Origin of the sequence: Paenibacillus sp. FSL P4-0184 (genome assembly GCF_038004625.1) — a bacterium.
Taxonomy (GTDB): Bacteria; Bacillota; Bacilli; order Paenibacillales; family Paenibacillaceae; genus Paenibacillus_AQ.
The window spans coordinates 3,684,410-3,710,211 of the sequence record NZ_JBBORN010000001.1; the positions used below are offsets into that span (position 1 = coordinate 3,684,410).

At 45.1% G+C, this 25,802-nt stretch carries 23 protein-coding genes and 1 other RNA gene; 22 read left to right on the plus strand and 2 right to left on the minus strand.

Going from position 1 to position 25,802, the window contains the following annotated elements:
• Positions 1–8: 8 nt before the first annotated feature.
• The 16 genes from MKY52_RS16055 to rnpB all read left to right on the plus strand — a co-directional run bounded on the left by MKY52_RS16055 (position 9) and on the right by rnpB (position 16,697).
• On the plus strand, positions 9–2,264 hold the full coding sequence (locus MKY52_RS16055; RefSeq protein WP_341052270.1) for an HD family phosphohydrolase: 2,256 nt from the start codon (positions 9–11) through the stop codon (positions 2,262–2,264).
• The gene (ybeY, locus tag MKY52_RS16060; protein ID WP_076117315.1) at positions 2,261–2,758 is read left to right on the plus strand and encodes an rRNA maturation RNase YbeY; all 498 of its coding nucleotides are present in this window, start codon (positions 2,261–2,263) and stop codon (positions 2,756–2,758) included. The genes MKY52_RS16055 and ybeY overlap by 4 nt, the downstream gene beginning before the upstream one ends.
• On the plus strand, positions 2,758–3,153 hold the full coding sequence (locus tag MKY52_RS16065) for a diacylglycerol kinase family protein (RefSeq protein WP_042190936.1): 396 nt from the start codon (positions 2,758–2,760) through the stop codon (positions 3,151–3,153). The genes ybeY and MKY52_RS16065 overlap by 1 nt, the downstream gene beginning before the upstream one ends.
• 141 nt (positions 3,154–3,294) lie before the next feature.
• Positions 3,295–3,714 carry a cytidine deaminase gene (locus tag MKY52_RS16070; RefSeq protein ID WP_149647613.1) on the plus strand — a complete coding sequence of 140 codons (420 nt, stop codon included), beginning with the start codon at positions 3,295–3,297 and terminating at the stop codon, positions 3,712–3,714.
• Positions 3,715–4,346: 632 nt separating this feature from the next.
• The gene (era, locus tag MKY52_RS16075) at positions 4,347–5,240 is read left to right on the plus strand and encodes a GTPase Era (protein ID WP_042190933.1); all 894 of its coding nucleotides are present in this window, start codon (positions 4,347–4,349) and stop codon (positions 5,238–5,240) included.
• Positions 5,241–5,352: 112 nt separating this feature from the next.
• The gene (locus MKY52_RS16080; RefSeq protein ID WP_076117313.1) at positions 5,353–5,496 is read left to right on the plus strand and encodes a YqzL family protein; all 144 of its coding nucleotides are present in this window, start codon (positions 5,353–5,355) and stop codon (positions 5,494–5,496) included.
• A 36-nt stretch (positions 5,497–5,532) separates the two neighbouring features.
• Entirely contained in the window at positions 5,533–6,288 is a 756-nt protein-coding gene (gene recO, locus MKY52_RS16085; RefSeq protein ID WP_042190931.1) for a DNA repair protein RecO, read from the plus strand.
• A 425-nt stretch (positions 6,289–6,713) separates the two neighbouring features.
• Positions 6,714–7,601 (plus strand): glycine--tRNA ligase subunit alpha, encoded by an 888-nt coding sequence (glyQ, locus tag MKY52_RS16090; RefSeq protein WP_042130314.1) that lies wholly within the window; start codon positions 6,714–6,716, stop codon positions 7,599–7,601.
• Positions 7,594–9,669, plus strand: coding sequence for a glycine--tRNA ligase subunit beta (gene glyS / locus MKY52_RS16095; protein ID WP_341052271.1), 2,076 nt, complete (start codon positions 7,594–7,596; stop codon positions 9,667–9,669). The genes glyQ and glyS overlap by 8 nt, the downstream gene beginning before the upstream one ends.
• A gap of 239 nt (positions 9,670–9,908) precedes the next feature.
• The gene (locus MKY52_RS16100) at positions 9,909–10,385 is read left to right on the plus strand and encodes a YaiI/YqxD family protein (RefSeq protein ID WP_042194373.1); all 477 of its coding nucleotides are present in this window, start codon (positions 9,909–9,911) and stop codon (positions 10,383–10,385) included.
• A 39-nt stretch (positions 10,386–10,424) separates the two neighbouring features.
• Positions 10,425–12,245, plus strand: coding sequence for a DNA primase (dnaG, locus tag MKY52_RS16105; RefSeq protein WP_042190927.1), 1,821 nt, complete (start codon positions 10,425–10,427; stop codon positions 12,243–12,245).
• A gap of 40 nt (positions 12,246–12,285) precedes the next feature.
• The gene (gene rpoD / locus MKY52_RS16110) at positions 12,286–13,419 is read left to right on the plus strand and encodes an RNA polymerase sigma factor RpoD (protein WP_042130309.1); all 1,134 of its coding nucleotides are present in this window, start codon (positions 12,286–12,288) and stop codon (positions 13,417–13,419) included.
• A 106-nt stretch (positions 13,420–13,525) separates the two neighbouring features.
• Complete coding sequence (locus MKY52_RS16115; RefSeq protein WP_341052274.1) at positions 13,526–14,350, plus strand: hypothetical protein; 825 nt, start codon at positions 13,526–13,528, stop codon at positions 14,348–14,350.
• A gap of 5 nt (positions 14,351–14,355) precedes the next feature.
• On the plus strand, positions 14,356–15,126 hold the full coding sequence (locus MKY52_RS16120; protein WP_341053432.1) for a tRNA (adenine(22)-N(1))-methyltransferase: 771 nt from the start codon (positions 14,356–14,358) through the stop codon (positions 15,124–15,126).
• The gene (locus MKY52_RS16125) at positions 15,102–16,217 is read left to right on the plus strand and encodes a Nif3-like dinuclear metal center hexameric protein (protein ID WP_076284780.1); all 1,116 of its coding nucleotides are present in this window, start codon (positions 15,102–15,104) and stop codon (positions 16,215–16,217) included. Before MKY52_RS16120 ends, MKY52_RS16125 begins: the two co-directional genes overlap by 25 nt.
• 64 nt (positions 16,218–16,281) lie before the next feature.
• Positions 16,282–16,697, plus strand: an RNA gene (rnpB, locus tag MKY52_RS16130) — RNase P RNA component class A.
• A 532-nt stretch (positions 16,698–17,229) separates the two neighbouring features.
• Here rnpB and MKY52_RS16135 read toward each other — a convergent pair.
• Positions 17,230–18,450, minus strand: coding sequence for an aminotransferase-like domain-containing protein (locus MKY52_RS16135; protein ID WP_341052275.1), 1,221 nt, complete (start codon positions 18,448–18,450; stop codon positions 17,230–17,232).
• Between the two features lie 93 nt (positions 18,451–18,543).
• Between MKY52_RS16135 and pdxR the strand changes: the two genes are divergently transcribed.
• The gene (pdxR, locus tag MKY52_RS16140) at positions 18,544–19,983 is read left to right on the plus strand and encodes a MocR-like pyridoxine biosynthesis transcription factor PdxR (RefSeq protein ID WP_341052277.1); all 1,440 of its coding nucleotides are present in this window, start codon (positions 18,544–18,546) and stop codon (positions 19,981–19,983) included.
• 5 nt (positions 19,984–19,988) lie between these two features.
• Here the strand turns inward: pdxR and MKY52_RS16145 are convergent, their stop codons facing one another.
• Entirely contained in the window at positions 19,989–21,929 is a 1,941-nt protein-coding gene (locus MKY52_RS16145) for a S8 family peptidase (protein WP_341052279.1), read from the minus strand.
• A 309-nt stretch (positions 21,930–22,238) separates the two neighbouring features.
• Between MKY52_RS16145 and MKY52_RS16150 the strand changes: the two genes are divergently transcribed.
• The 5 genes from MKY52_RS16150 (at position 22,239) to MKY52_RS16170 (ending at position 25,801) form a co-directional block, all read left to right on the plus strand.
• Positions 22,239–22,736: a YpuI family protein gene (locus MKY52_RS16150; RefSeq protein ID WP_042190914.1), complete on the plus strand. Its 498-nt coding sequence runs from the start codon at positions 22,239–22,241 to the stop codon at positions 22,734–22,736.
• A gap of 244 nt (positions 22,737–22,980) precedes the next feature.
• Positions 22,981–23,202, plus strand: a complete 222-nt coding sequence (locus MKY52_RS16155; protein WP_042190912.1) for a DUF1540 domain-containing protein — start codon at positions 22,981–22,983, stop codon at positions 23,200–23,202.
• Between the two features lie 12 nt (positions 23,203–23,214).
• The gene (locus tag MKY52_RS16160; protein ID WP_341052281.1) at positions 23,215–23,628 is read left to right on the plus strand and encodes a hypothetical protein; all 414 of its coding nucleotides are present in this window, start codon (positions 23,215–23,217) and stop codon (positions 23,626–23,628) included.
• A 182-nt stretch (positions 23,629–23,810) separates the two neighbouring features.
• Complete coding sequence (locus MKY52_RS16165) at positions 23,811–24,521, plus strand: lytic transglycosylase domain-containing protein (RefSeq protein ID WP_341052283.1); 711 nt, start codon at positions 23,811–23,813, stop codon at positions 24,519–24,521.
• Positions 24,522–24,649: 128 nt separating this feature from the next.
• Positions 24,650–25,801 (plus strand): cysteine desulfurase family protein, encoded by a 1,152-nt coding sequence (locus MKY52_RS16170; protein WP_076284775.1) that lies wholly within the window; start codon positions 24,650–24,652, stop codon positions 25,799–25,801.
• Position 25,802: the final 1 nt, after the last annotated feature.

Here is a 25,802-nt window from a genome sequence, read left to right on the forward strand (position 1 = left end):
TTGTCTTCATGGCTTCAAAGCAACCATCTAAATTAAGCGGATTTGTATATACGAACAACGGATGGAAGTATAGCGCGGCGACACGCTATGCTCTTTTCCTGTTACTCGGACTTGTGTTCTACTTTAGTCTGTCGCCCGAGTTACTCCCTAAGCGGTACGATATTAAAGAGAATACGCTCAGCGCTAAGGAGATAACAGCGCCCAAGCAAATTTTGGACAAGAAGGCAACACTAAAGGCGGCGGAAGAAGCGGCCGAAGGTGTATCTCCAAAGTATAAAATCATCCCGATGAGGGCCGATAATCTTGTGACATCGCTGCTGGACCGGATTGATCGCCTGAATCAGGATGATTTGATTTCGCAAAGCGATAAGACTGAGATTTATCGTGATGAGATCCCGCAGAGAGCCAATGATTTTATTTTGAATTTCATAGCCTCAAATCGGGGTGGAGGCACTTATTCCGATCATCTTTTGGAGGAAATGCAATCTGTCATAAAAGAGCAGACCTATGTCATTCCAGATGAAACTTACATTAAGATTCCGCGACTAACCTCTCAGGACATTATCGAAATGAAGCCTGTCGCTCGTGATATTGTGACTAGGCTGATGAACGATCAAATCACGGACGCCCAGACTGCCCGTGCCAAAGTGGCGGAGCAGGTCAGTATCAGCTCTCTGAGTCAGCGTACGGCGCGTGAGGTTGTGCAAGAGTTAGTCCGGCTCGTTATTACAAGCAATAAGTTCTATGACGAAGATGCAACGAAGGAAGCGAAGGTACAGGCTCGTGAGAACACACCTGATGTGTTTATTGAGCAAGGGGAGGTTCTTGTCGCTAAAGGGCAAAAAATCACCCCTGAGCTGTACGCCCTATTGGATGAGAATGGCCTGCTAAGCAATGAGGTCAACTATTGGCCTCAGGTTGGATTGCTATTACTTGCTACCATGCTATCTGCGGGTCTAATGGTGTTTATCCGTTACTCTGGCGGAACCGCGGGCTTCAAGTATAATAATTCCCAGTTATTAATGCTGGTGCTTGTGTTTGTTATTACGATCATCTCCATGCGGTTGACCGCAATTTTGCAGACGGATGTCCATTCCTATCTCGGGTATCTGGCTCCAGTAGCCATTGGTGCTATGCTGATTACCATGCTTCTGGATATGACATTAGCGTATTTCTGTTCTATTCTGATCAGTATACTCGCCAGTATCATTTTGAATGTTCAGCAGAATTCGGTGTTTGATTTTACCTTTGGCTTCTTTTCAATTGTTGTTTGTTATGTAGCTATTTTTGCCACTCATCGTGCAGGCCAGCGTTCCACATTATTAAAAGGCGGGATTATGGTATCCCTTTTTGGCTGTGTGACCGTCTTTATGCTGACCCTCTTAGCTGGTGGTGAATGGAAAGATGTAAGCACGCTGTATGCCGTTGGTTTTGCTTTTGCGAGTGGACTTTTGACTGCAGTGCTTGTGATTGGTCTGATGCCTTTCTTTGAAGCTACCTTTGGTATTCTATCTGCCCTGAAGCTGGTAGAGTTGTCTAATCCGAACCATCCCTTATTGCGCAAGCTTCTTACGGAAACACCAGGAACCTATCACCATAGCGTAATGGTAGGTAACCTGTCAGAAGCGGCCGCAGAAGCGATTGGAGCAGACGGCCTATTGTGCCGGGTAGGATCGTATTATCATGATATTGGTAAAACAAAACGTCCGTTTTATTTTATTGAAAATCAGAATAATATGGAAAACCCACATGATTCTATTGAACCGAAGCTTAGTAAATCTATCATTGTAGCTCACGCCCGCGATGGGGTGGAGATGCAACGAGAATATAAGCTGCCCAAACCGATTCGTGATATTGCTGAGCAGCATCATGGGACGACGTTCCTGCATTATTTTTACCATAAAGCCCTGAAGCTGGCGGAAGAAAAAGGTGTAGAGCCTGATTTTACCGAGGAAGATTTCCGTTATCCTGGCCCGAAAGCCCAGTCGAAGGAATCGGCTGTTGTAGGAATTGCCGACAGTGTTGAAGCTGCGGTGCGATCCTTGCGCAAACCAACCGTCCTTCAGGTGGAAACGATGATTGAGAAAATTATTAAAAGTCGACTGGATGATCATCAGTTTGACGAATGTGATTTAACGATTAAAGAATTGGACATTATTGCACGGACGCTGAAAGAAACGGTCATGGGGATTTTCCATTCACGGATCGAATACCCAGAAGATGTGCGTAAGCCGAAAAAAGAGGAAGGGGCAGCTAACCCATGAGTTTGGAGATCGTTTGGGATAACGAGCAAGAAGAATACGAGATAAAGGACGATCTCATAGCACTGCTGGAGAGCATTTTGCAAAAAGCAGGTGAAGCGGAAGGGATCGATCAGGGAGAGGTTGCGCTTACTTTTGTCGATAACACTCGTATTCATGAGTTGAACTTGGAATACCGGGGAATTGACCGTCCGACGGACGTACTTTCTTTTGCGATGAATGAAAGCGGAGAGGACGAGCTGGACATTATATACGAAGTAGAAGAAGGCGAAGCACTGGAAGATGTTCCGGATGTACTGGGAGATATCATCATTTCCGTAACTCGTGCTCAGGAGCAAGCGCAGGAATATGGTCATTCGCTGGAGCGTGAGCTTGGTTTCCTCTTTGTGCACGGATTTCTGCATTTGTTAGGATATGATCATCAGGATGAAGCTTCAGAGGCTGAAATGATGTCTAAGCAAGAGAAAGTACTAGCTCAGGTTGGGTTGACTCGCTAATGGTGAAGAACACGGCGGTAGGACATAAGAAGTTCTGGCACTCTTTTCGGTTTGCATCGCAAGGCATCGTGTCGGCATTCAAATCCGAGCTTAACATGAAGGTGCATTGCTGTTTGGCTGTGGTTGTACTTGTTGCCGCTGCCGTGTTCAGACTTCCGCTGGCCAGTTGGATGTTGCTGCTCTTCTCAATCACGCTTGTCTTAACCGCCGAGTTGCTCAATACAGCAATTGAAGCGACGGTAGACTTGATCTCGCCGGAGATTCACCCACTGGCTAAGAGAGCAAAAGATACCGCCGCAGGAGCTGTGCTTCTTACGGCGGTGTTTGCTGTCTTAGTCGGGGTCTATGTTTTTTACCACCCGGTGATGGACTGGATTACCGGACTTATGTCATAATCAGGTTACAATTCAATTCAGGGGAGAGGCGGACCCGCGTTTTGCGATTCCGCCTCTTTGGTTACTGGATGTTTAGGAAGCGAGTTTTGTACGAAGTGATTCCACGATGTAGCGCTAACAAAACTTTAGGAGGACCCAAATATGGATTCCGCTCTTCTTATGCAAGAAGCGATTAAAGCACGTGCTAAGGCATATATTCCTTACTCCCGATTCGGAGTTGGAGCCGCCCTTCTTGATCAGGACGGTCATATTCATCACGGATGTAATGTAGAAAATGCTGCTTTTGGCCCAACCAATTGTGCAGAGCGCACCGCGTTATTCCGTGCCATCGCTGACGGTCATGCTATCGGTTCTTTCAAGGCAATTGCCGTTGTTGCCGATTCCGATGGCCCCGTATCTCCTTGTGGTGTATGCCGCCAAGTTCTAATTGAGTTGTGTTCACCCGACATGAAGGTTATCCTTGGAAACATGAAGGGCGATATTGTTGAAACGACGGTGGGAGAATTACTTCCCGGCGCTTTTGGTCCCGTAGATCTGAAGCAAGGACAAGCTCCAGAGTAAAATGAGAGTTTGATTTAATGCCTGTTTAAAAGCAAATCAGGTATAGTTAGACGAAGGTTGCTACTTTAATTGCACAATGTACAGTTAAATGCTACTCTTTCGCACAACAATGAATTTAGTTGCAGATAGTGCAATTAAATTTATGATATAGTCCATATTTGGCTCTTAAGACAGGATTTAATTGCACAGAATACAACTAAAACACCAAAACATAAACTCAAACTCAAATTAGTTGTACAAAGTACAATTAAATGTGCAGTCATCATCAATTAAGCTAGAATGATGCAAATTATATGTTGTTAGAGTAACATTACGAGGTAAGCGCCACGGCGAAGCCGCTAGCGATTCTTTGCACATCGTAACTTGAAACCCTGCCTGTAAGCTGCATCACAGTAATCTTTATCCATGGTGAGCTTAATGCGAACCGTGTTAATAAACGAAAGCGCTCATGCACGACCGTCTCTCTAATCCCGCCGAACGTTGCAGGTACGCCTATTTCCGGGTGTCCAGAGGGCCGGGGCCCTTGGGGTCCCCCTTGGCTAAGGGGGATTTAGGGGGATCGAAAAAGCTTTAAAAAAGATTTAATGATTGAAAAAGATTGAACTAGAAGGAAAGTATGGAAGGAAGATAATATGAAATTCAAATCAGGCTTTGTCGCAATTATCGGCAGACCGAACGTAGGCAAATCGACACTCATGAACCAGGTTATTGGACAGAAGATTGCAATCATGTCGGATAAGCCACAGACCACTAGAAACAAAATCCATGGGGTCTATACAACGAATAATTCGCAAATCGTGTTCCTGGATACACCAGGTATTCATAAAAGACAGTCCAAGCTAGGCGACTACATGAACCAAACTGCAATGAGCACGCTGGGTGAAGTTGAGGCTGTACTGTTCCTTGTGGATGCTGCAGATGGTTTGGGCGGTGGAGACCGATACATTGCTGAGCAATTAAACGGACTTAAGACGCCAGTTATTCTTGTACTCAACAAGATCGATAAAATAGAGCCGGAAGCATTGCTCCCACTTATGGCTCAGTACAACAAGCTGCATAACTTTGCTGAAATCATTCCAATTTCTGCTAAGATGGGTAGCAATGTTAACACGCTGTTAGAGCAAGTCGCTAAGTATTTACCAGAAGGTCCGCAATACTACCCAGAAGATCAAATTACGGATCACCCTGAGCAATTTGTGTGCGCAGAACTAATTCGTGAGAAGATTCTGCATTTGACGCGCGAAGAAGTACCGCATTCCATTGCTGTGGCTATCGAAGATATGAGGGTTGAGCCGAATGGTGTAGTGCATGTGTCTGCCGTTATTTTTGTTGAACGTGATTCTCAGAAGGGGATCATTATCGGTAAGCAAGGTGCGCTGCTGAAAGAGGTTGGCAGACGTGCTCGGACAGACATTGAGAACCTTTTGGGTTCGAAGATTTTTCTGGAGCTATGGGTAAAAGTGAAAAAAGACTGGCGTAATCAGGACCGCGTTCTGCGGGATTTGGGCTTCCATAAAGACCTTTAAGATCTTTATCCGTCATTCCTCGTTTGGCAGGAATTGCAAGGATAGAACCTGGCTCATCGCACATCCTAATTCTTGAAGAGACATCGTCTTTCCCAAGAAAGGATGAATACGAATGCGAAACTTTTCGTGGAAGTATTTTGCAATGACAGGAGACGTCGATGCTTACCTGCTATACAAGGAAGCTGGCTATCCACTTGAAGACAGTGGATTACAGCTAGTGGAAGAAGAGAAGGTCTGTGATGAAGAAGCGCAATAAGGACTGGTTGCTTGCCGAATGGTTGGGGGAAGAGGCATGCTACACAGGGTGGAAGGGATCGTCATCCGCAGCATGGACTACGGCGAGGGGAACGCAATTATTACGCTTTGCACCGAGAACGCCGGGAAAGTAGGAGTTCTGGTACGAGGTGCTAAGAAGGTTAAGAGCCGCCATGCTGCACTGATCCAGCTGTTCACCGTCGGAGAATTTGTTTTTTTTAGAAATAACGGAGGTCTTGGAACGCTGAATTCCGGCGAGATCACGAAGTCTCACCACCCTCTGCGTGAGGATTTGATTAAAGCAGCATATGCATCATACGCTTGTGAACTGCTTGATAAAGTCCTGCATGATGAGGAGACGGGGAGCTTCTGGTTTCGCCAGCTTACGGCCTGCTTGAACGCACTTGAAGAAGATAAGGAACCTGGAGTTATCATAAATGTTTATGAAATGAAGATTTTGCAAGCAGCCGGTTATGGTCCAGAATTCGACACCTGTGTGATATGTGGAGCTGAAAAGCCTGATGAACAACTGCTGATAAGCCCTCGCCTTGGTGGAGCACTCTGCCGCAGCTGTAAACATAATGATCCTCCAGCAATGGAGGTCTCTGCTCGTGCGTTGAAATTACTACGCTTATTCGCCAGACTTGATCTAACTAGATTAGGGAATGTGGATGTCAAAGAAAGCAGCCGTGATGAGCTAAAAAAAATTATGCGTGCCTTTATGGATGTGCAGCTTGGATTAAAGCTAAAATCACAGAATTTCCTGGATCAGCTCGACAAGTACAAGATTTGACGAAATCTGATTTTTCCGTTACTATAGGAACAGTTTAATTATAAGATTATCGCCGTTTTGCTCCACTTTGGGAGAACGTGCATTGATTGGGAAAGTAATGAGCGATATTGTCGCGATTCAGCGAGCTGGGGGTAGTGAGAGCCTGGCGGGACAATGTTCATGAACATGGCACCCGGGAGTACGGATACGGCGAATGAAAGTGGATTTCGTTCTTGTCTTTAGCAAGTGATATTGCTGAATCAAGGATTGGAATCAAGTAGGGTGGAACCGCGGGAGAATAAGTTAAGCTCTCGTCCCTATGTCTGTTAATCAGGCATGGGGGCGGGGGTTTTTTGTTGCTGTCAGGAGCGAAAAATGCCGCCTCCATGGTAAGAAGTTTTAAGCAAGATGAACTAAAAAACTTGTAAAGCGAAGGAGACGGTATTATGAACTTTCAGCAGATGATTTTGACGCTGCAGCAGTTCTGGGCTGAACAGAACTGTATTATCGTACAGCCTTATGACACTGAAAAAGGCGCCGGTACGATGAACCCTATGACATTTTTACGCTCACTAGGTCCTGAACCATGGAGAGTTGCGTATGTAGAGCCTTCACGTCGCCCATCCGATGGACGTTATGGGGAGAATCCGAACCGTCTGTATCAGCATCATCAATTTCAAGTCATTATCAAACCATCGCCTGATAACATTCAAGAGATTTACTTGGATAGCTTGAAAGCACTCGGCATTGATCCGCTCTTGCATGATATCCGTTTTGTTGAGGATAACTGGGAGAACCCTTCACTGGGTTGTGCAGGTCTAGGATGGGAAGTATGGCTAGATGGTATGGAAATCACTCAGTTTACGTACTTCCAACAGGTCGGTGGAATTGAGGCCAATCCAGTTGCAGTAGAAATTACTTACGGAATGGAGCGGCTAGCATCCTACATTCAAGATAAAGAAAATGTATTTGATCTTGAATGGGTTAGCGGCATGACTTATGGTGATGTTTTTCATCAACCGGAGTTTGAACATTCTACTTACACCTTTGAAGTATCTGATGTAAAAATGCTATTTTCACTGTTCAACATGTACGAAGAAGAAGCGCGTAGAGCGATGGAGCAGCATCTTGTGTTCCCTGCCTACGATTACGTGTTGAAATGCTCACATAGCTTTAATCTGCTGGATGCACGTGGAGCCATCAGTGTTACTGAACGGACTGGATTTATTACCCGAGTGCGTAATCTTGCCCGCTCTGTAGCGGCAACATATCTTGAGGAACGCGAGAAGCTTGGCTTCCCGCTGCTGAAGAAAGAAGGTGCTGACCGTGTCTAAAGATATCCTGTTTGAGATCGGTCTGGAGGAAATTCCTGCACGTTTTATCCGCGCTGCGATGGAACAGCTGCAAGATAGAACATCCAAGTGGTTGGATTCTGCACGGATTACCCATGCTGGAGTTACTGCTTATGCAACGCCACGTCGTCTTGCTGTTTTTGTTAAGGATGCGGCTGAAAAACAAGAAGATATCAGCGAAGAAGTCAAAGGACCATCACGCAAAATCGCACTGGATGCAAACGGAGACTGGAGTAAAGCTGCTTTAGGATTTGCCCGTAGTCAGGGTGTATCTCCGGAGCAATTTACGTTCAAAGAGCTAGCTGGAGTAGAGTATATATATGCTACTAGAAATAGTGCTGGGGTAGAGACAGCTTCGCTTCTTTCAGAAGGGCTTTTAGGGATTGTAAATGCGATGACTTTTCCGAAAAACATGCGTTGGGGAGCTTACGATTTTAAATTCGTGCGTCCGATCCGCTGGTTAGTTGCTCTTTTCGGGAAAGATATTATTGATTTGGAAATTACGGATGTAAAAGCGGGTAATGTGAGCCGTGGACATCGTTTTCTGGGTACAGAGACTATAATTTCGGAGCCTGCACAATATGTTGAGAGCATGCGTGCGCAGCATGTCCTTGTAGACGTGAAGGAACGGGAAGAATTGATCCTGAAACAAATCAATCAATTGGCTGAAGAAAAAAGCTGGACGATTGCGATCAAAGAGGATCTTTTGGAGGAAGTACTGTTCCTAGTTGAAACACCAACCGTGTTGTTCGGAACCTTCGACCCATCTTTCTTGAACATTCCACAGGATGTGCTGATTACTTCGATGCGTGAGCATCAGCGGTATTTCCCGGTATTTGATGCAGCGGGTAAACTTCTACCTTTCTTCGTAACGGTGCGTAACGGGAATGCAGTATCTTTGGATGTTATTGCTAAGGGTAATGAGAAGGTACTCCGTGCTCGTCTATCAGATGCCAAATTCTTCTATCAAGAAGATCAAAAGATGAAGATTGACGATGCACTAGCCAAATTGGAGAATATCGTCTACCATGAAGAGCTTGGCAGTGTTGGAGATAAAGTGCGTCGTATTCGCCAAATCTCCGATCGTCTTGCTGTAAAGTTGGGATTGTCTGATATGACCCTTTCTGAAGTAAGTCGGACTGCTGATATTTGCAAATTCGACCTTGTGACTCAAATGGTTTATGAATTCCCAGAACTTCAAGGCACCATGGGTGAAGATTATGCACGCAAAGCAGGAGAACCTGAAACTGTGGCAAAAGCAATCTTTGAGCATTATCAGCCAAGGTTCGCGGGTGATGCAGTACCATCGACAGATGCCGGTTCAGTTGTCAGCATTGCGGACAAGATCGATACGATTGTAGGTTGCTTCTCCATCGGTATTATTCCAACAGGCTCACAGGATCCTTACGCACTGCGTCGCCAGGCTGCTGGGATTGTTCAAATCGTGCTGGAGCATAAATTGCCGATTACGCTGCGCGAGATTTTTGAAGCAGCGATTGAAATTCATAAAAATTCAGGGAATTCGAAACATTCTGACGATGAACTACGTATAAACCTGTACGAGTTCTTCGGTCTGCGTGTTAAACGACTTTTATCCGACAATGTACGCTATGATGTTGTGGACGCTGTTACAGCAGCTGGCTTTGACAACGTGGTAGATGTTGTGGGCAGAAGCCGTGCGCTTATGGGTGCTGTGTTAGACCAAGCAGACTTTAAAATTACAGTAGATTCACTCACTCGTGTCAGTAATTTGGCAGCTAAAGCAACCAGCGAAGTGATTGATCCTTCTTTACTTAAAGAAGATGCTGAGCTGAAGCTGTACAATACATGGCAGGAATTGCACACACCGTATCTTGAAGCGATGTCCGCGAATAATGCCGAAGAAGCACTCCGTATTCTCTCGGGTCTAAAAGATGCTGTTACAGCATTTTTCGATTCCGTTATGGTTATGGCAGAGGATGAGCAGGTACGTGCTAACCGTTTAGCTTTGCTAGCTGGTATTGATGCTGACTCCAAGGCGTTTGCTGATTTTGGCAAGCTCGTTTGGTAAACGACTGAGCACCGGAGTTCCCGGCTGAATTCAAGATTCGACATTTGATCAAAGGACAGCTTTTTGAACAACATCTATAAGAAAAGTTTGTGTCTTATGGTATAGAATGTTGGTTTGGGGTATAAATATACGGAACGGTGCCAATGCGTCATTTGACATCCGTTCCGTATTTATGCATAGAAAGAAGGATTTCTTGCGGTAAGGGCGTATATATATTACACAGGAAATTGGTGATGATCATGGAGAAGAAGTCCCGGTCTAGAACTATAGTCGTGGATGGGGATGCTTGTCCGGTCAAAAAAGAGATTGCTGAAGTTGGCCGCGCCTTTGGTGTGCCGGTACTGATGGTATCTTCTTATGACCATGCACTGAAAGCTGAAGAGGGTGTAACGGTTGTGCAGGTGGACCGGGGAGATCAGAGCGCCGATCTATATATTGCCAATCATATTTCTGCTGGAGATGTGGTATTGACTGGGGACTATGGTCTCGCAGCACTTGCCCTCGGGAAACGTTGCAGTGTTCTTTCTTTTCGTGGCCAGGAATATGACGATTCCAAAATGGATTTTATGTTGGAAGGCAGGCATGCCAGGGCCGTGGAACGAAGACGGGGACATTATTCTAAGGGTCCAAAACCTATAACGGCAGAAGAAAAAATATATTTTCAACATAAAATGACAAAACTTTTAATACTTTTGCAGGAGAATGTGGAGCAATAGCGAATTATATTTATTTGTTAAGAATTGAAGGTGGTTGAAGTGGCTAGCGGACACGGGAATATTCCGGAAGAAGTTATCGAAAGCGTGCTTGCACGTCATGATATTGTCGATACAGTCGGTAAGGTAGTCCATTTGTCCAAGCAGGGGAAATATTTATGGGGCCTCTGCCCGTTCCATTCGGAGAAAACCCCTTCCTTTACAGTTACCCCCGACCGGGGAGTATTTCATTGCTTTGGCTGCGGCATGGGTGGAAATGCCATCAAATTTAGGATGGAAATCGAAGGATTAACCTTCCCCGAAGCCGTCAAAATAATGGCTGAAGAAAGTGATATTCCCGTTCCTGAAGGTAAGGGAGGCCTAATGTCTCCTCCTGATCCGGAACGCGATCGGTTGATTCAAGCTTATGAATGGTCTGCAAAGTTTTATCATTACTTGCTGAAGAATACGGAACACGGCAAAGCCGCAATGGAGTATTTAAGAGCCCGGAACTTCAGCGATAAAATGATTGACCAGTTTCAGATCGGATATGCTCCGGACCGCTGGGATACTTTGCTACAATTTTTGGAGAAACGGAATTTTGACCTTGCTGAGATGGAGAAAGGTGGACTCTTGTCTGCCCGAGGTGAGGGTAAAGGCTATATAGACCGTTTCCGTGGTCGGATTATTTTTCCGATTGCGAACCGCACAGGCAAGGTGATTGCGTTTGCCGGAAGAATTTTTGGTGAAGGACAACCCAAGTATCTTAATTCTCCAGAGAGTAGATTGTTTAACAAAAGCCGGATTTTATACAATTTGCACCAGTCCAAAGCATCCATCCGCAAAACGCGGCAAATCGTCCTCTTTGAAGGATACGGAGATGTCATTTCGGCCTGGGAAGCAGGTGTGCATAACGGTGTAGCAACAATGGGAACATCTTTAACTGAAAGTCATGTAGCACTGATGAAGAGTCTGGCCGATGAAATTGTACTGTCTTATGACGGTGACCGGGCAGGACAAGCAGCTGCTATGAAGTCCATTCCAATGCTTGAAGGCAGTGGCTTGCGTGTAAAGATCGCCTTACTGCCAAGCGGGCTAGATCCAGATGAATTCATCTCAATGCATGGTGGAGAAAGGTTTATGGATCAGGTTATTGATTCAGCGGTTTCATCCATAAAATTTAAGCTTATATATCTGAAAAAAAACCATATACTCCTAGAGGAAGATGGCAAAATTGCCTACGTCAAAGAAGCTTTGGAGGTCATTGCTTCGTTACATTCCTCGACCGAGAGAGAGGTTTACCTAAGGGAAATCGCTTCTGAGCTGGAACTTTCATATGATAGTTTGAAGCAGGATTGTAATTTACTTAGGGCATCGATGCAAAAAAACATCCCTGAAGGGGATAATAACGACAAAAGGTGGAATAATGGTAGGCATAAAAAAGGGCAAGTGCAGACACCAACTTTGCTGCCCGCTTATCATGTCGCGGAACGGCGTCTACTGTCCTTTATGATTCAGGACCCGGAAGCTGCCACGTATGTGGGCGAACGCCTCGGAGAAGATTTCAACATCGATGATCATGCGGCAATTGCCGCTTATCTATATGCCTATTACGCGCAAGGCAAACCACCCGGCATTAGTCGGTTTCTATCATCGCTTCAGGATGATCGTCTAGAGAAAACTGCAACATCAATTTCCATGATGGATACACCTCCAGACTGGAATATGCAGGTGCTGGATGATTGTATCCGTGAAGTACGGAAATACCCACTGCAGCGCAAGATGGATCAGAAGCGTGAAGAGATGATTCAGGCGGAAAAGTCAGGTGACTTTTTGCGTGCGGCACAAATAGCAAGTGAGATTATAGCCCTAGAGAGACAATGAAATGTTGACAGGATGTACCTAGGGAGGAGGGAGTCGAATTATGGCGAACGATCAGCATACTGAATTGGAAGCAGAATTTACTTTGGATCAGGTTAAGGATCAGCTTATTGAGCAAGGCAAGAAAAGATCATCATTGCTATACAAAGATATTATGGAGAAATTATCGCCGTTTGATCAAGACCCCGAGCAAATGGAGGAGTTCTATGAACAACTCAGTGATTTGGGGATTGAAGTTGTAAACGAGAACGATGAGGAGGTTAACAGCCTCCGGCCAAATGAGGACAATGAAGACAAAGAGGGCGATGAGTTCAGCTTTGATGATGATTTGTCACTGCCGCCAGGGATTAAGATTAATGACCCTGTCCGTATGTATCTAAAAGAAATTGGACGCGTTCCGCTGTTGTCGGCTGACGATGAAGTAGAGCTTGCTATGCGTATTAAGAATGGTGACGAGGAAGCCAAACGTCGTCTCGCTGAAGCGAACCTACGTCTTGTAGTAAGTATTGCTAAACGTTATGTTGGACGCGGTATGCTGTTCCTTGATTTGATTCAGGAAGGTAATATGGGTCTGATCAAAGCGGTGGAGAAATTTGACCATAACAAAGGGTTCAAATTTAGTACGTATGCAACTTGGTGGATTCGTCAGGCCATTACCCGCGCGATTGCGGATCAGGCACGTACGATTCGTATTCCTGTACACATGGTTGAGACGATCAACAAGCTGATTCGTGTCTCTCGTCAATTGCTGCAAGAACTGGGACGTGAACCTTCGCCAGAGGAAATTGCGGCTGAGATGGAGCTGACGGTTGAGAAAGTTAGAGAAATCATGAAAATTGCCCAAGAACCAGTATCGCTCGAAACACCGATCGGTGAAGAAGACGATTCACATCTGGGAGATTTCATTGAGGATCAGGAAGCCTTGGCTCCTGCGGATGCAGCAGCTTATGAACTGCTGAAGGAACAGCTGGAGGATGTACTGGACACGCTCACGGAGCGTGAAGAGAATGTACTTCGTCTGCGTTTTGGCCTAGATGATGGCCGGACGAGAACACTTGAAGAAGTGGGCAAAGTATTCGGTGTTACCCGCGAACGGATTCGCCAGATTGAAGCTAAAGCATTACGTAAGCTTCGTCACCCTAGCCGCAGTAAACGGCTTAAGGATTTCCTTGAATAGTATTTCATGAACTGGACCTTCTGCTGCTCAGTAGCAGGAGGTTCTTTTATTTGAATTACGACCCTAAAAGTGCTGACCTTGTGTATCTGGAAAGAAGGATGAGCCAGTGAATTTGGAAAAACGCGAAATTATTATAAAAGAGATACAGTATTGGAGAAATAACAAATTGCTGCCAGAGCAATATTGTGACTTCTTAACCAACCTGTATGATAATGAAGCTGCGGCGAAGGATAACAATCCGATTTCGCTGAAGAATCTACAGCAGGGAAACATCAAAATTTGGCTGTTTGGTTTTGGAATTATTTCCTTGATTTTCTTGATTAGTCTTTATTTTAGCGTTTTTCCCTGGCCTTTGCAACTTGCAACAGCACTATCCGTATTAATTATTTGTTATGGATACTCAGCGGTTTACAGGAACCGAAATCATGTTATTAGTCTTATCCTGGCGGGGCTGAGCAGTGTGTTATCGCTTGGTTTTGGGCTATGGCTGATTGCTTTGCATGATCTTGATCCTCAGCTCTGGAGACCGATTCTAATTGGGGCTTGTGGCTTGTTATGGTGCATTCTGGGATTTGTGCTCCGTATAGGCTTGCTGCAGTATTGCGGTTATGCTTTTTGGGCCTTATTATATGCGGGATTCTTCGGTGGAAAACGCCCTGAGGCTTCGATGCTAGAGCTTGAGCTCTTATGGCTTCCACTCTGTGTAATGATGGTGTGGCTGAGCTGGCTATTACATCACAAAGTTAAAGGCGTTGCCAGTGTTTTTTTTGCAGTGGGAGTATCACTATGGATGATGCCAGAACTCGATGCTCTTTTATTGAGGCAGGATTATCCACAGTGGATTTCGTTTATGCTAATTTTAAAAATTGCGGTAGGCTTGGCCCTGCTGTTCTTGTTTCGAAAAAAATGGATAACGTGGGTGGCAACATGAACAATGTGAAATTATCAGATCGACTTCAGCAATTGCTGGAACAAATTCCGCAAGGAAGCAGGTTGGCAGACATCGGCTCTGATCATGCTCTGCTTCCTGTGGCTGCTGTAGAAAGCGGTAAGGCTGTATTCGCAGTAGCAGGTGAGGTAAACCCGGGTCCCTTTGATGCTGCTTGTAAGGGCGTTGCAGAGGCCGGACTAGGGAAGATAATCTCGGTGCGTCGAGGAGATGGCCTTGAGGTACTGGAACCTGGTGAAGTTAATTGTATCACGATCGCTGGCATGGGAGGGGCTTTAATTGCCTCGATTTTAGACCGTGGTCAGAGTCAAGGTAAGCTAAGGGATGTTACAACACTGGTACTTCAGCCGAATGTGGGCGAGGATATTTTGCGCCGCTGGCTGTTAAATAATAATTGGGTTCTTATTGCTGAAAGTATTCTGGAAGAAGACGGCAAGCTATATGAGGTGTTAACAGCTGTACCAGAGGATGCAGGTGCCGGAATTACAAATGCCAATGTATATCGAGAGGTAACGTTAGGCGATTCCGCTATGGTTCGTGGTCAGGAGACCTTGCTACAGATGGGACCTTTTCTGATTCAAGCACCGAATGAAGTGTTTTTTGCCAAATGGCAGGGAGAGGTTCAAAAATTGGAAGGCATTCTTACTTCATTGTCACGTTCAGAACTCGAATCTGCGGAGAATAAACGAAAATTAATTCGAGAACAGATCAAGGAGATTACGGAGGTGCTGCAATGCTTGCCAAAGGACAAACAGTAATTCAATATATGGAGCAGCTGGCTCCAAAGCATTTAGCTGAAGATTGGGACAAAGTCGGTCTGCAACTAGGTTCCTTACAGAAAGAAATAACCAATGTACTGGTTGCACTGGATGTGAACGATGAAGTCGTTGAAGAGGCAATTCGTCTCGGCTGTAATCTAATCATTGCCCACCATGCGATTATTTTTCGTCCGTTGCAAGGGATTCAAACAGACACTCCAATGGGCCGAATGTATGAAAAATTGATTAAAAATGACATCGCGGTATACATCAGTCATACTAATCTGGATGTTACCGAAGGTGGAATGAACGATTGGATGGCGGAAGCTCTTGGTATAGAGAACGGAGTGCCTATTAAAGACATTCATTCCGAGCAATTGTCAAAGCTGGTTGTGTTTGTGCCGAAGGATCATCATCAGAAGGTACTGGATGCCATTTTGAATGCAGGAGCAGGGGCAATCGGCAACTATAGTCATTGCAGCTTCAATATCGAGGGATACGGGACTTTTATTCCGGGAGAAGGCACAGATCCTTATATCGGGGAAAAAGGGAAGCTGGAGCGTGCTGAGGAGATCCGTATTGAGACAATCGTGCCACACAATATCCGCAATAAAGTGGTACAGGCTATGCTCAAGGCTCATCCTTATGAAGAGGTTGCCTATGATTTGTATACGATGGATCTTAAAGGCCGCAGTTTAGGGCTTGGGCGGGTTGGAAAGCTCAAAGAGCCTACCACACTTGGGCAATTCGTTGAGACGGTAAAAAAAGGTCTGAAAGTTGACCATGTACGTGTTGTAGGTGATTTGGATCGTCCAATTCGTAAAGCGGCTGTTCTCGGCGGTTCGGGTGGAAAGTATTATAACAGTGCTATTTTCCGCGGTGCGGATGTGTTGGTTACGGGAGATCTTGATTACCATACAGCACAGGATGCCGTGCTCGCTGGGATCACTCTGATTGATCCAGGACATAATGCAGAGAAGATCATGAAAGAGAAAGTAGCAGAGTGGATGACTGGGAAACTGGTGGAGCATAAGTACGATACAGCTGTACATGCTTCGCAGGTGAATACGGAGCCATTTAAGTTCCTATAAAATTGCCATTTAATAATACTTGTGCCAGACAGGTGATGTCTGTATAATATATAATGTTGTTCGGAAAGTTTGACAGACAATCGCCGGTGACGTGAAGACGTCACGGGAGGAAAGTCCGGGCTCCATAAGGCAGGATGCTGGATAACGTCCAGTCGGCGCGAGTCGAAGGATAGTGCCACAGAAATGGACCGCCGATGGCCGCCTTAGGGCGGCACAGGCAAGGATGGAACCGAGGTGTAAGAGACCCCGAGGAACGCTGGTGACTTCGTTCCTGGTAAACCCCATCTGGAGCAAGACCTAATGAGACGCAGCAGATTCCTTTATTGGAATAGGCAGCCTTAGCCTGAGGCGCGTCTAGGTTGGTCGCTGGAGCTGTGCAGTAATGTACGGCCTAGATAGATGATTGTCGCTTATGGTGGGAGGGTAGTTCCCGATTGAACCACGACGAGCACAGAACCCGGCTTACGGCAAACTTTCCTAACTGCAACGTTATGATAACAATAACAACCATACAAGCGGCGGCGTATCTCGGGAAACCGGATCACGTCGCTTTTTTAAAATATAAGAAAGTATAAGTTTCACTTTATACATTATCCTTATATTTCTCGCAACGCTTACCATCCTTATAAAGACGCCGAAGGTGTTTATGCTCGTGGCAAGAAGATATGTAGAAAGTGGGAAACGTGTAGCATGGGTAATTATCAGATTTGCGGGTTCTGCGGACATTTATATGAACGAAACAATAAGAGGATGTGCAATAGTTGTGATGAGATGTATCAGAGAATCAGGCGTATCGTAGAGACTTCACCCGACACGATGGTATTAAATATATCCCTTCAGACAGGGGTAAGTGTCAGTCGAATCATGTCTTTCGTTGAAAATGGATATTTTAGACTCAATAAAGATAGCATAGAAGTATCTAAGAAATAAATTACTCTAAGCATGGCTGAGAAATAAAAAAAACCCGTCTTCCTCATCCCATAAAGGATGAAGAAGACGGGTTTTGTCATGCTTATGATCGAATGCCGGTCTGACTCTCCTGCCATTGTACCAACGCCTTATCCAGACGCTGAACAGCAACGGGTACAAGCTCAGGTGGCGTATGTGTGAAATTCAGACGCATCTTATTCTTATGGGGCTGTGATGAATAGAAGACTTCACCTGGAACAAAAGCAACACCGTTCTCTACTGCTAGAGGAAGTAATTCCTTCGTGTTGATCTCTTGGGAAAGCGTTAGCCAAAGGAACATACCGCCTCGTGGCTCCAGAAAATGAGCTCCTTCCCAGTTCTGCGATCGGAGTTCCGCGGATAAGAGCTTCATTCGGGAATAATATTCTCGTGAGATGACACAGATATGCTGCTCAATATCGAAATGCAGCAGCAGTTCATCTAAAGCGCGTTGGTCAATGGTGCTAGAATGCAGATCAGCTGCTTGCTTTGCTTTGGCGATGGTCTTGATTAGATTAGAATCGCCGATAATCCAGCCGGTACGCAGGGCAGGGGCTACGATTTTGGAAAAAGTTCCAGTGTAAGCGACACAATAATCGCCACCATAACTTCTGTCGATGGACGCTAGTGAGGTTGGATAAAGATCTTTATTCTCCTCAAAGGTTATTTCACCGTAGGGATTATCCTCCAAGATAAGAACATTGTAGCGGCGGCAAATTTCCACCACTTTCTCACGGCGTTCCTTACTCCAGGTTGCTCCTGAAGGATTGTTGAAGGTCGGAACTGCATATAGGAGTTTGGGCCGTAATTTTTGTATTTGATCTTCCAGGTGATCTGGCAGAATGCCTTGCTCGTCATTATTTATCGTATGAATATCAGCTCGGTAAGAGCCGAGTACCTGCAAAGCTGCTAGATAAGTGGGGGCTTCAACAAGTACAGCATCACCGGGATCAAGCAGTATTTTACATAATAAATCTATGGCTTGCTGGGAACCTGTAGTCAAGATCATCTCAGATGCTGTAACAGGGATTCCTTGTCGAGTAAGTCTTTCAGCTATTTTGTCACGTAGTGGAGTAAAGCCCTCGGTTAGTCCGTATTGAAGCACTGAGGTATCGCTGAAGAGTACACGGTTATAAGCGTCTCGTACTGCCTCCAAGGGAAACAAATCCTCCCCAGGCAGCCCGCCTGCAAGTGAAATGATGTCATTGCCCTGTGTAACCTTTAGAATCTCACGAACGGCTGATGATCCTAGATGATTGGCTGCGGCCGAGTATTTGATATCCATAAATGAGTTCTCCACCTTTCAATTTGGTGCTATCATAATAGGAGTACTGTATAACAGTAAAGCGTTGAATATAACAGTGGAGGTGAAGGGTTCATGCATATCGATTTGATTCGCAGCGGCAGTAAATCTTTGCCTCATCAAATCAGTGAAACCCTAAGTCAGCGGATTTCATCAGGACTGCTCCAGCAAGGTGTCCGGCTGCCCTCCGTAAGAAGTTTGGCTACAGCTTTGAGAGTAAGCCAGGTTACAGTAAGCAAGGCATACGATGTGCTTGAGAAGCGGGGACTTATTTATTGCAGACAAGGAAAAGGCTGCTTTGTAGCCGACCCTGAACACACTAGACGTCAGGAAGATGGTCGCTGGCAGGATGTATATGATGATTATTTGCCGCGAGCTCAGCTTTGGCGCAATTTTGATTACTCTGAAGTTAAGTATCCCTTTCATATAGCTGCAATTCATAGTGAGTTACTTCCTCTAAAAAATATTGGTGACTCCTTCGCATCATTAGTTACTCAGCAGCCGGAGCTTATGGCAACCTATGGGAACTTCCAAGGTGATCTGGAGCTGCGAGGAATTATGAGAGATCATTTAAAAACACGTGGAATTGCACTTACTTCCTCTGATGTAATGATCACAAGCGGAACTCAGCAAGGCATTGATCTGGTGGCGCGTACCTTTGTCGGACCTGGGGACACAGTGTATCTTGAGGCTCCTAGTTATACAGGGGCTATAGATGTTTTTGCAGGACGAGGTGCAGAGATGATTTTTGTACCTACGGACGGTGAAGGGATGCGGGTGAATATTCTCACAAGAATGTGTGATCAAAGACCGCCTAAGCTAATTTATACCATCCCTACTTTTCAGAATCCAAGTGGAGTAACCATGAGCATAGCAAGAAGACAACGTCTGCTGGAATTAGCCCGCAGTTATCGTTGCCTTATTGTTGAGGATGATCCATTTAGTGATTTATACTTCCATGCGCCTCCGCCGCCTACGATCAAATCAATGGATTCCGAAGGGCATGTAGTTTATATGAAGAGTTTCAGTAAAGTTATTGCACCCGGCTGCAGAATTGCCTGTGTAGCCGCTAGTGGGAATATTCTGTCAAGGCTTATCGCCGCCAAGTCCGCAAGTGATTTAGGGAGTCCGCTGCTTACACAAAGGGCGGTACTGCCATTCATAGCGGGCAAGTACGAAACCTATGCGGCTCAGTTACGAGTTACACTCCGTGGTCGCATGGAAAAGGCGGCGAAGCTTCTGAAGCTTTACGCGCCGCCTGGAGTAAAATACATTCTCCCAAAGGGTGGTCTTAATCTCTGGCTGGAGTTGCCGGCTTCACCTGATATCGGAAGGCTACATGAGCTGGCCGAACAGGAGAGCATTTCTTTTTTACCGGGTGATGTTTGTTACTCTGCGGAGAACCCTTCCCGGCATATCCGTTTGTGTTATTCACAAATGAATGAAACGGATATGGAGGAAGGCTTACGATTATTTCTCCGTTTGCTTGGTAGATTTTTGAAGATGGGTGGTTAAGGTTGTTACTTAGAGTTACTTAATCTTTGTTTCAATTGATTCATTTGTTTTTGGACATGCTGTGGCCATAGCTGTAGTGGAACCTGATTGCCGCTAGCGGCTTGCAATGTTTTATAGATATCGACCTGACCCCAGCCAAAATATTTGTCATGCCCGGGAGTGCCTAAATCAACAGCATTTTTGGTCATAAGATCCATAACTTCCGTATTCGTTAGATTCGGATTTAGTGAACGCACTAGACCCGCCAGCGCAGCGACATGAGGACTGGCCATCGATGTACCGGATAACGCGGCATACTGGCTATCTGGGTAAGTGCTTGCTATGCTTTCTCCGGGTGCTGCGACATCAATATAATCGCCGTAGTTGGAGAAGGAAGCTTTTTCCCCTGAAGCATTAGTTGCAGCTACTGCAATCACTTCGGGATACGCAGCAGGAAAACCTGGTCGTTCTGTATTATCGTTGCCTGCAGCAGATACGAGGACGATATCTCGGTCGTAGGCATATTTGATCGCGTCATGAAGAAACTGGGAATCCGCATAGTTACCTAAACTTAAGTTTATTACTTTCGCACCGTTGTCCGCAGCCCAAATGATTCCTTCTGCAACAGAATAAGTGGTGCCCGCTCCTGAATTATCGAGTGCTTTTACCGGAAGGATCTTGTTGTACCAGCTGATTCCAGCTACTCCCTCTCCATTATTGACCAGGGCGCCTATAATTCCAGATACATGTGTGCCATGTCCTACATCATCTTCTGGAGTGGAGCCATTGGTGATCGCGTTATACCCTGTCAAAAGCTTACCCTTCAAATCCGGATGATTGATCTGGACTCCGGTATCCACTACGGCTACGATCACTTCTTTACTTCCCTTAGAAAGATTCCAGCCCAGCTCCGTTTCGATCGCTGGCAGATTCCATTGATAGGTGGAGAATAACATGTCATTTGGAGTAACTGTTCCCTCTGCGTTTTTAGATATCGTATCATTGGTTAAATACATATAATGAGGCTCCGTATATTCGGGGTGCCATTTATTGGTGAAATAGTCTTTGAGCTCATAATAAGTCATCTTCTCCGAACGGAAAATATAGGCATACCCAAGCTTACGTGGCTTCTTGCCGTTGATATCAGCGGTTATCGTTTGAAGCTGGCCCGGAGTAGGTGAGTTGTTGCGGAAACGGACGACAATTTCATTCTCATAAAAATGGCTGGCGTTTTCGTTATCATGACCGGTCTTAACGGTGATGTCTTTTAAATTATCGGTATGAACGGATTCTACACGGTACTTACCTTCCTTCGGATAAGGAATGAGACGCAGGTTCTTCAGCTGATGGTCTGCCACACGACCAAGCACCTTTTGGTTAATAAGTGCAATGATGCCTACATTTTTTTCTTTGTTCCGCTGAGCGATAAAGTAATATTTCTCTTTACCGATTGTAAACGTTGGAGATTCATAGGATTGATGACCATGGATCGCTGATTTCGCCGTCTTAAGATATTTTTGCAGCTGCTGATTCTCCTGTTCCGTTCCTTGAGGAAATGAAGAGGACTTAAAGGTTTCCGTTTTATGCTTGCGAAAATCAATCCACATAAGCATAGTGATAAATCCGTGGTTCTGCTGCAAACGTTTTGCATACACTGATTTATCATGAAGCGAAGTCATTCCATCCGTTTCAGAGAGGAGCTTAGTCAAATGTCTGCTGACATCCACTCTATTCAGATGATCCGTCGCATCAACATCTTGAGATAAGGAGCTTTTCTTCAATGATTTTTCCTGTGAAGGGTTTGGTGCTGAATGTAGGGCTGAAGTTGGAGCAGGATTTGGTACAGCAACATTAGCGACTTCTCTGGTCGTCGTCCCATTAGTGTCAGGACGTAGCGCAAAGGTAAGTAATACAGCTGTGAACGCAGCTGTTACCAAACCTGCAACCGTTAGATTTTTACGTGACATGATTTCCGCTCCTCTACGCATTGTAATGCCTATAGGTTTAGAAGAGAGCGTATGTTTTATGCATCTTAGAAAAGGATACCTTCCTAACGTTTTTTATGATAATATCAGAGAGAATAAGCATCTTGAGTTCGCATCCTGATATTGCAGGAGATACGTCGATAGATGTTCTTTTAATTTTCAGAAGGCTAGACTTCTCTGTGTTTGCATCCTGATATTGCAAGAATAAAGAGATATGTCTAAAGACTATTTCTTCATAAGATTAACTTTATTGACTACAAGAGCAGGGAATAATAAGGGGGAGCAACCGCCATGTCAGCAGCCAATGTGCAGAAATTATGTGAATCGACGAGAGACAAACTTAAAGATGTAATTGATAAAATGGAAATTTTTCTGAACGAGCATGCATTGCCTCAGCTTGTAACAGAAGATGATGAAGAAACTGTACAATTTTATCAAGGATTTCTGTCCGATGTCCGTCATCTGTTAGTGTTCTCGGAAATGTCTTATGAGAAGCTGGGAGTTGCGCTGCGTCGTGCTACATTCGATGAATCTTTTGCGCAGAAAGCGCTTTATAATGTATATCACTATGGCGTGAATAACTTCTTCTATCCAAAGAACGAAAGCTATTCTGAAGATGGACGTTATGCTTATACTGGACAGGATGCTATCCGTTTCCGTAAAAAGCCAGTTCGTCCGGCGCGTGATATCATTCTAGAAATTACCAAGACCTATGAAGAGCTACGCGATGACCTTACTTATTATGAGAACGACTATTTGACTGAGAAACGTATGCAAAATCAGGTTTAACAGTTAACTCGTTCGTGTAAAGGATCAGCACTTCGTCATAATGACGAGGGCTGATCCTTTTTTGACGTATTAGAATTTATATATTTGGGGCCCCCACAAAGTACCTGGGTACGCATCGAAGCACCCCCCCCCCCCCCCCCCACTTTGTGGGGAAATTTTGCGTGGGCATCGTTACATCAACTGGAAACCGTCCTGTCGAATAGGGGGTAAATCGTGCGGACATAATGAAGCCGAGGTGATAAATATGTCGAGTGTAAAGCCATTAGTCAAATGCAGTGTAAGCAATTGTCATTATTGGGGCGAGCATAATTTATGCCGGGCAGAAGAAATTATTATTGAGATCGACAAGCACGCAGGCAGTGGATTTAAAGAAGAATATGCTGAAGAAATGACGAATGAAGGTCACCACGATCAAGTCGCTACATCGTCTGCAACATGCTGTTTAACATTTAAGCCGAACTCCTAGGAGGCCGCCCTAATGGACAGAGAAAAGGAACATGAATCAGGTTCATCAAATGGACAATCCGGTCCGAGAAAAGTTATTTTGCGTCCACGCAGAGTAGACTATCCACGCCGGGACAGAGAACATCAAGAGGAATATGCCGCAGAGGTGAATCCGGTTTCGATGCCGATCCGGGATACAACACCACGCGTGGCGAGTGAAACTAAGGAGCATGAAGAGGAATATAGTGGAAGCAAAGCGATAGGTTATACTGGGCTAGCTATGGGTATTGCCTCCTTGTTTCTCTGGTCCATCATACTTGGACCCATTTCAGTTGTGATTGGTTATTATGCATATGCCAAGGAGCAAAAAACGCTTGGGGCATGGGCGATGGGGTTAGGGATTGTATCCACACTTAGTTACTTTGTGATGATACCCTTTGCTCGCTAAAAATGAACTGGTAAGTTTGAATTATAACAGGCTTTAGACCTAAATATCAGGGTCTGAAGTCTGTTTTTCATTCCAGCATATAGCAATAATCTCTGATAAATTGTAATATTAAGCCGTAATTCATCGGAATCTAAGGTTAGACCAATAGATATGATTCAACAGGATCAAAGGAGTGCGCCGGTATGGAGATTAATCCCGCTGTAACCAATGGGTTAGGGCAGCTTAAATGGGTAAGCTTAAAGAGTGCAACCGACAAGAGTAGCTCAGCAAATGAAAATGTAAGATCGGGCGCGTCAGCCTCTCAATTTGCAGCAATGCTTCAAGCTGTATCTTCTAACTCGTCTAATGGCGGTGATACAAACTTCTTGACGTCACTTCCGGATGCTTCATCAGTTAGTAGCTTGTTATGGCAACAGATAGGCGGAACAGCTGAAAGCATCGATAGTGTAATTTCCGGGGAAATAACGGATACTAAACCAACAAGCTATGATGATCTGATTCAAACGGCGAGTGCTAAGTACGGGGTGCCAGTCGATTTGATAAAAGCTGTAATTGATACAGAATCTTCCTTTAATCCAAACGTTGTCTCTTCGGCTGGTGCTAAAGGATTAATGCAATTGATGGATGGAACAGCGCGTGGGTTAGGGGTTTCTGATTCATTCAATCCTGCTCAAAATATTGATGGTGGTGTACGCTATCTGTCTTATCAATTGAAACGCTTTGACGGACAGGAAAAGATGGCATTAGCGGCTTACAATGCAGGGCCTGCAAGGGTAATTAACCTTGGAGTAAGCAATGATCAGGAATTATTGGAGAAACTTTCACTGCTTCCTAAAGAGACGCAGTCTTATCTCACTAAAATAGAACGCGCTCGCGCGGAATACGCTGTATAATAAAAAGGATCAAACGGGTATTTCCCTTAAACCACATGCTGGTATTTGGGATCACCGTTTGATCCTTTTTCGAAATTTAAAAAAAGAATGATTCTGTACTTTAAAGAAGTAAAGGAGACAATCGATATATGCTTTACTGGGATTATGCCGCCGCCACACCACCCTATGAAGACGTGGTGAAGACGATGGAACAAATTATGAAGCTACATTATGCTAACCCGTCCTCCTTACACCGTGCCGGTAGTGAAGCGGCAAAGCTGATCAGGCGTTCACGAGAAGTATGCGCGGCTGCGTTATCTGTACAACCAAAGGAGATCCTATTTACATCTGGGGCTACGGAGAGTAACAATTTAGCCATTAAAGGTGCTGCTTTGCAATATCAATCAAGAGGACGTCATCTGATAACTACGGAAATAGAGCATCCCTCTGTGTATGAAAGTTGTCTGCAGCTGCAGCAAAATGGCTGGGAGATTACTTTTGTAGCGCCTGACAGCACTGGAATGATTGATCCAGAGCGAGTGGCTGCTGCAGTACGGCGTGATACCGTACTCGTAAGTGTGATGCATGTAAATAATGAAATTGGAACAATACAGCCGCTGATGGAGATTGGCAGGCTGATTAAATCCGTAAATCCACGAACCTTATTTCATGTGGATGGCGTTCAGGGATATGGTAAGCTTGCTGTTGACCTTAAAGGATGGAAAGCGGATCTTTACAGCTTGTCTCCTCACAAAATTCGAGGTCCTCGCGGAGCGGGGCTTCTCTATATTAAAGAAGGAATCCAACTGTTCCCCTTACTTTCAGGTGGTTCTCATGAAGAGGGACTACGTGCTGGAACTGAGAATGTACCTGCAATTGTTGCTTCTTCCAAAGCCGTGCGGATGGGTGTTGAGCAGCGCGAAACCTTCTATGCCCGATTGCTCCCACTTCGGGATCGGCTGTTACGCTTCTTGCACAGCGTTCCTGAATTTGTTATAAACAGCAGAGAGGATGGAGCCCCTCATATTGTGCATTTCTCATACCCTGGCATGAAAGGGGAAGTGTTCGCCCGTAAGCTGGAGGAACTAGGGATGGCTGTTTCTACTCGATCGGCTTGCTCCTCCCGGCTTGCAGAACCTAGTCGTGTTCTATTATCCATGGGGAAAGATGTCTCTGTAGCTTCAGGAGGCATCCGCATCAGTTTCGGTGATAGTCACACTGAAGAAGATGTCGCAGCGCTTGAGAAAGCACTAATTACTGCGGTACGAGCTTTAAAGATTGCTGAAGGAGGTATGAAGTAAC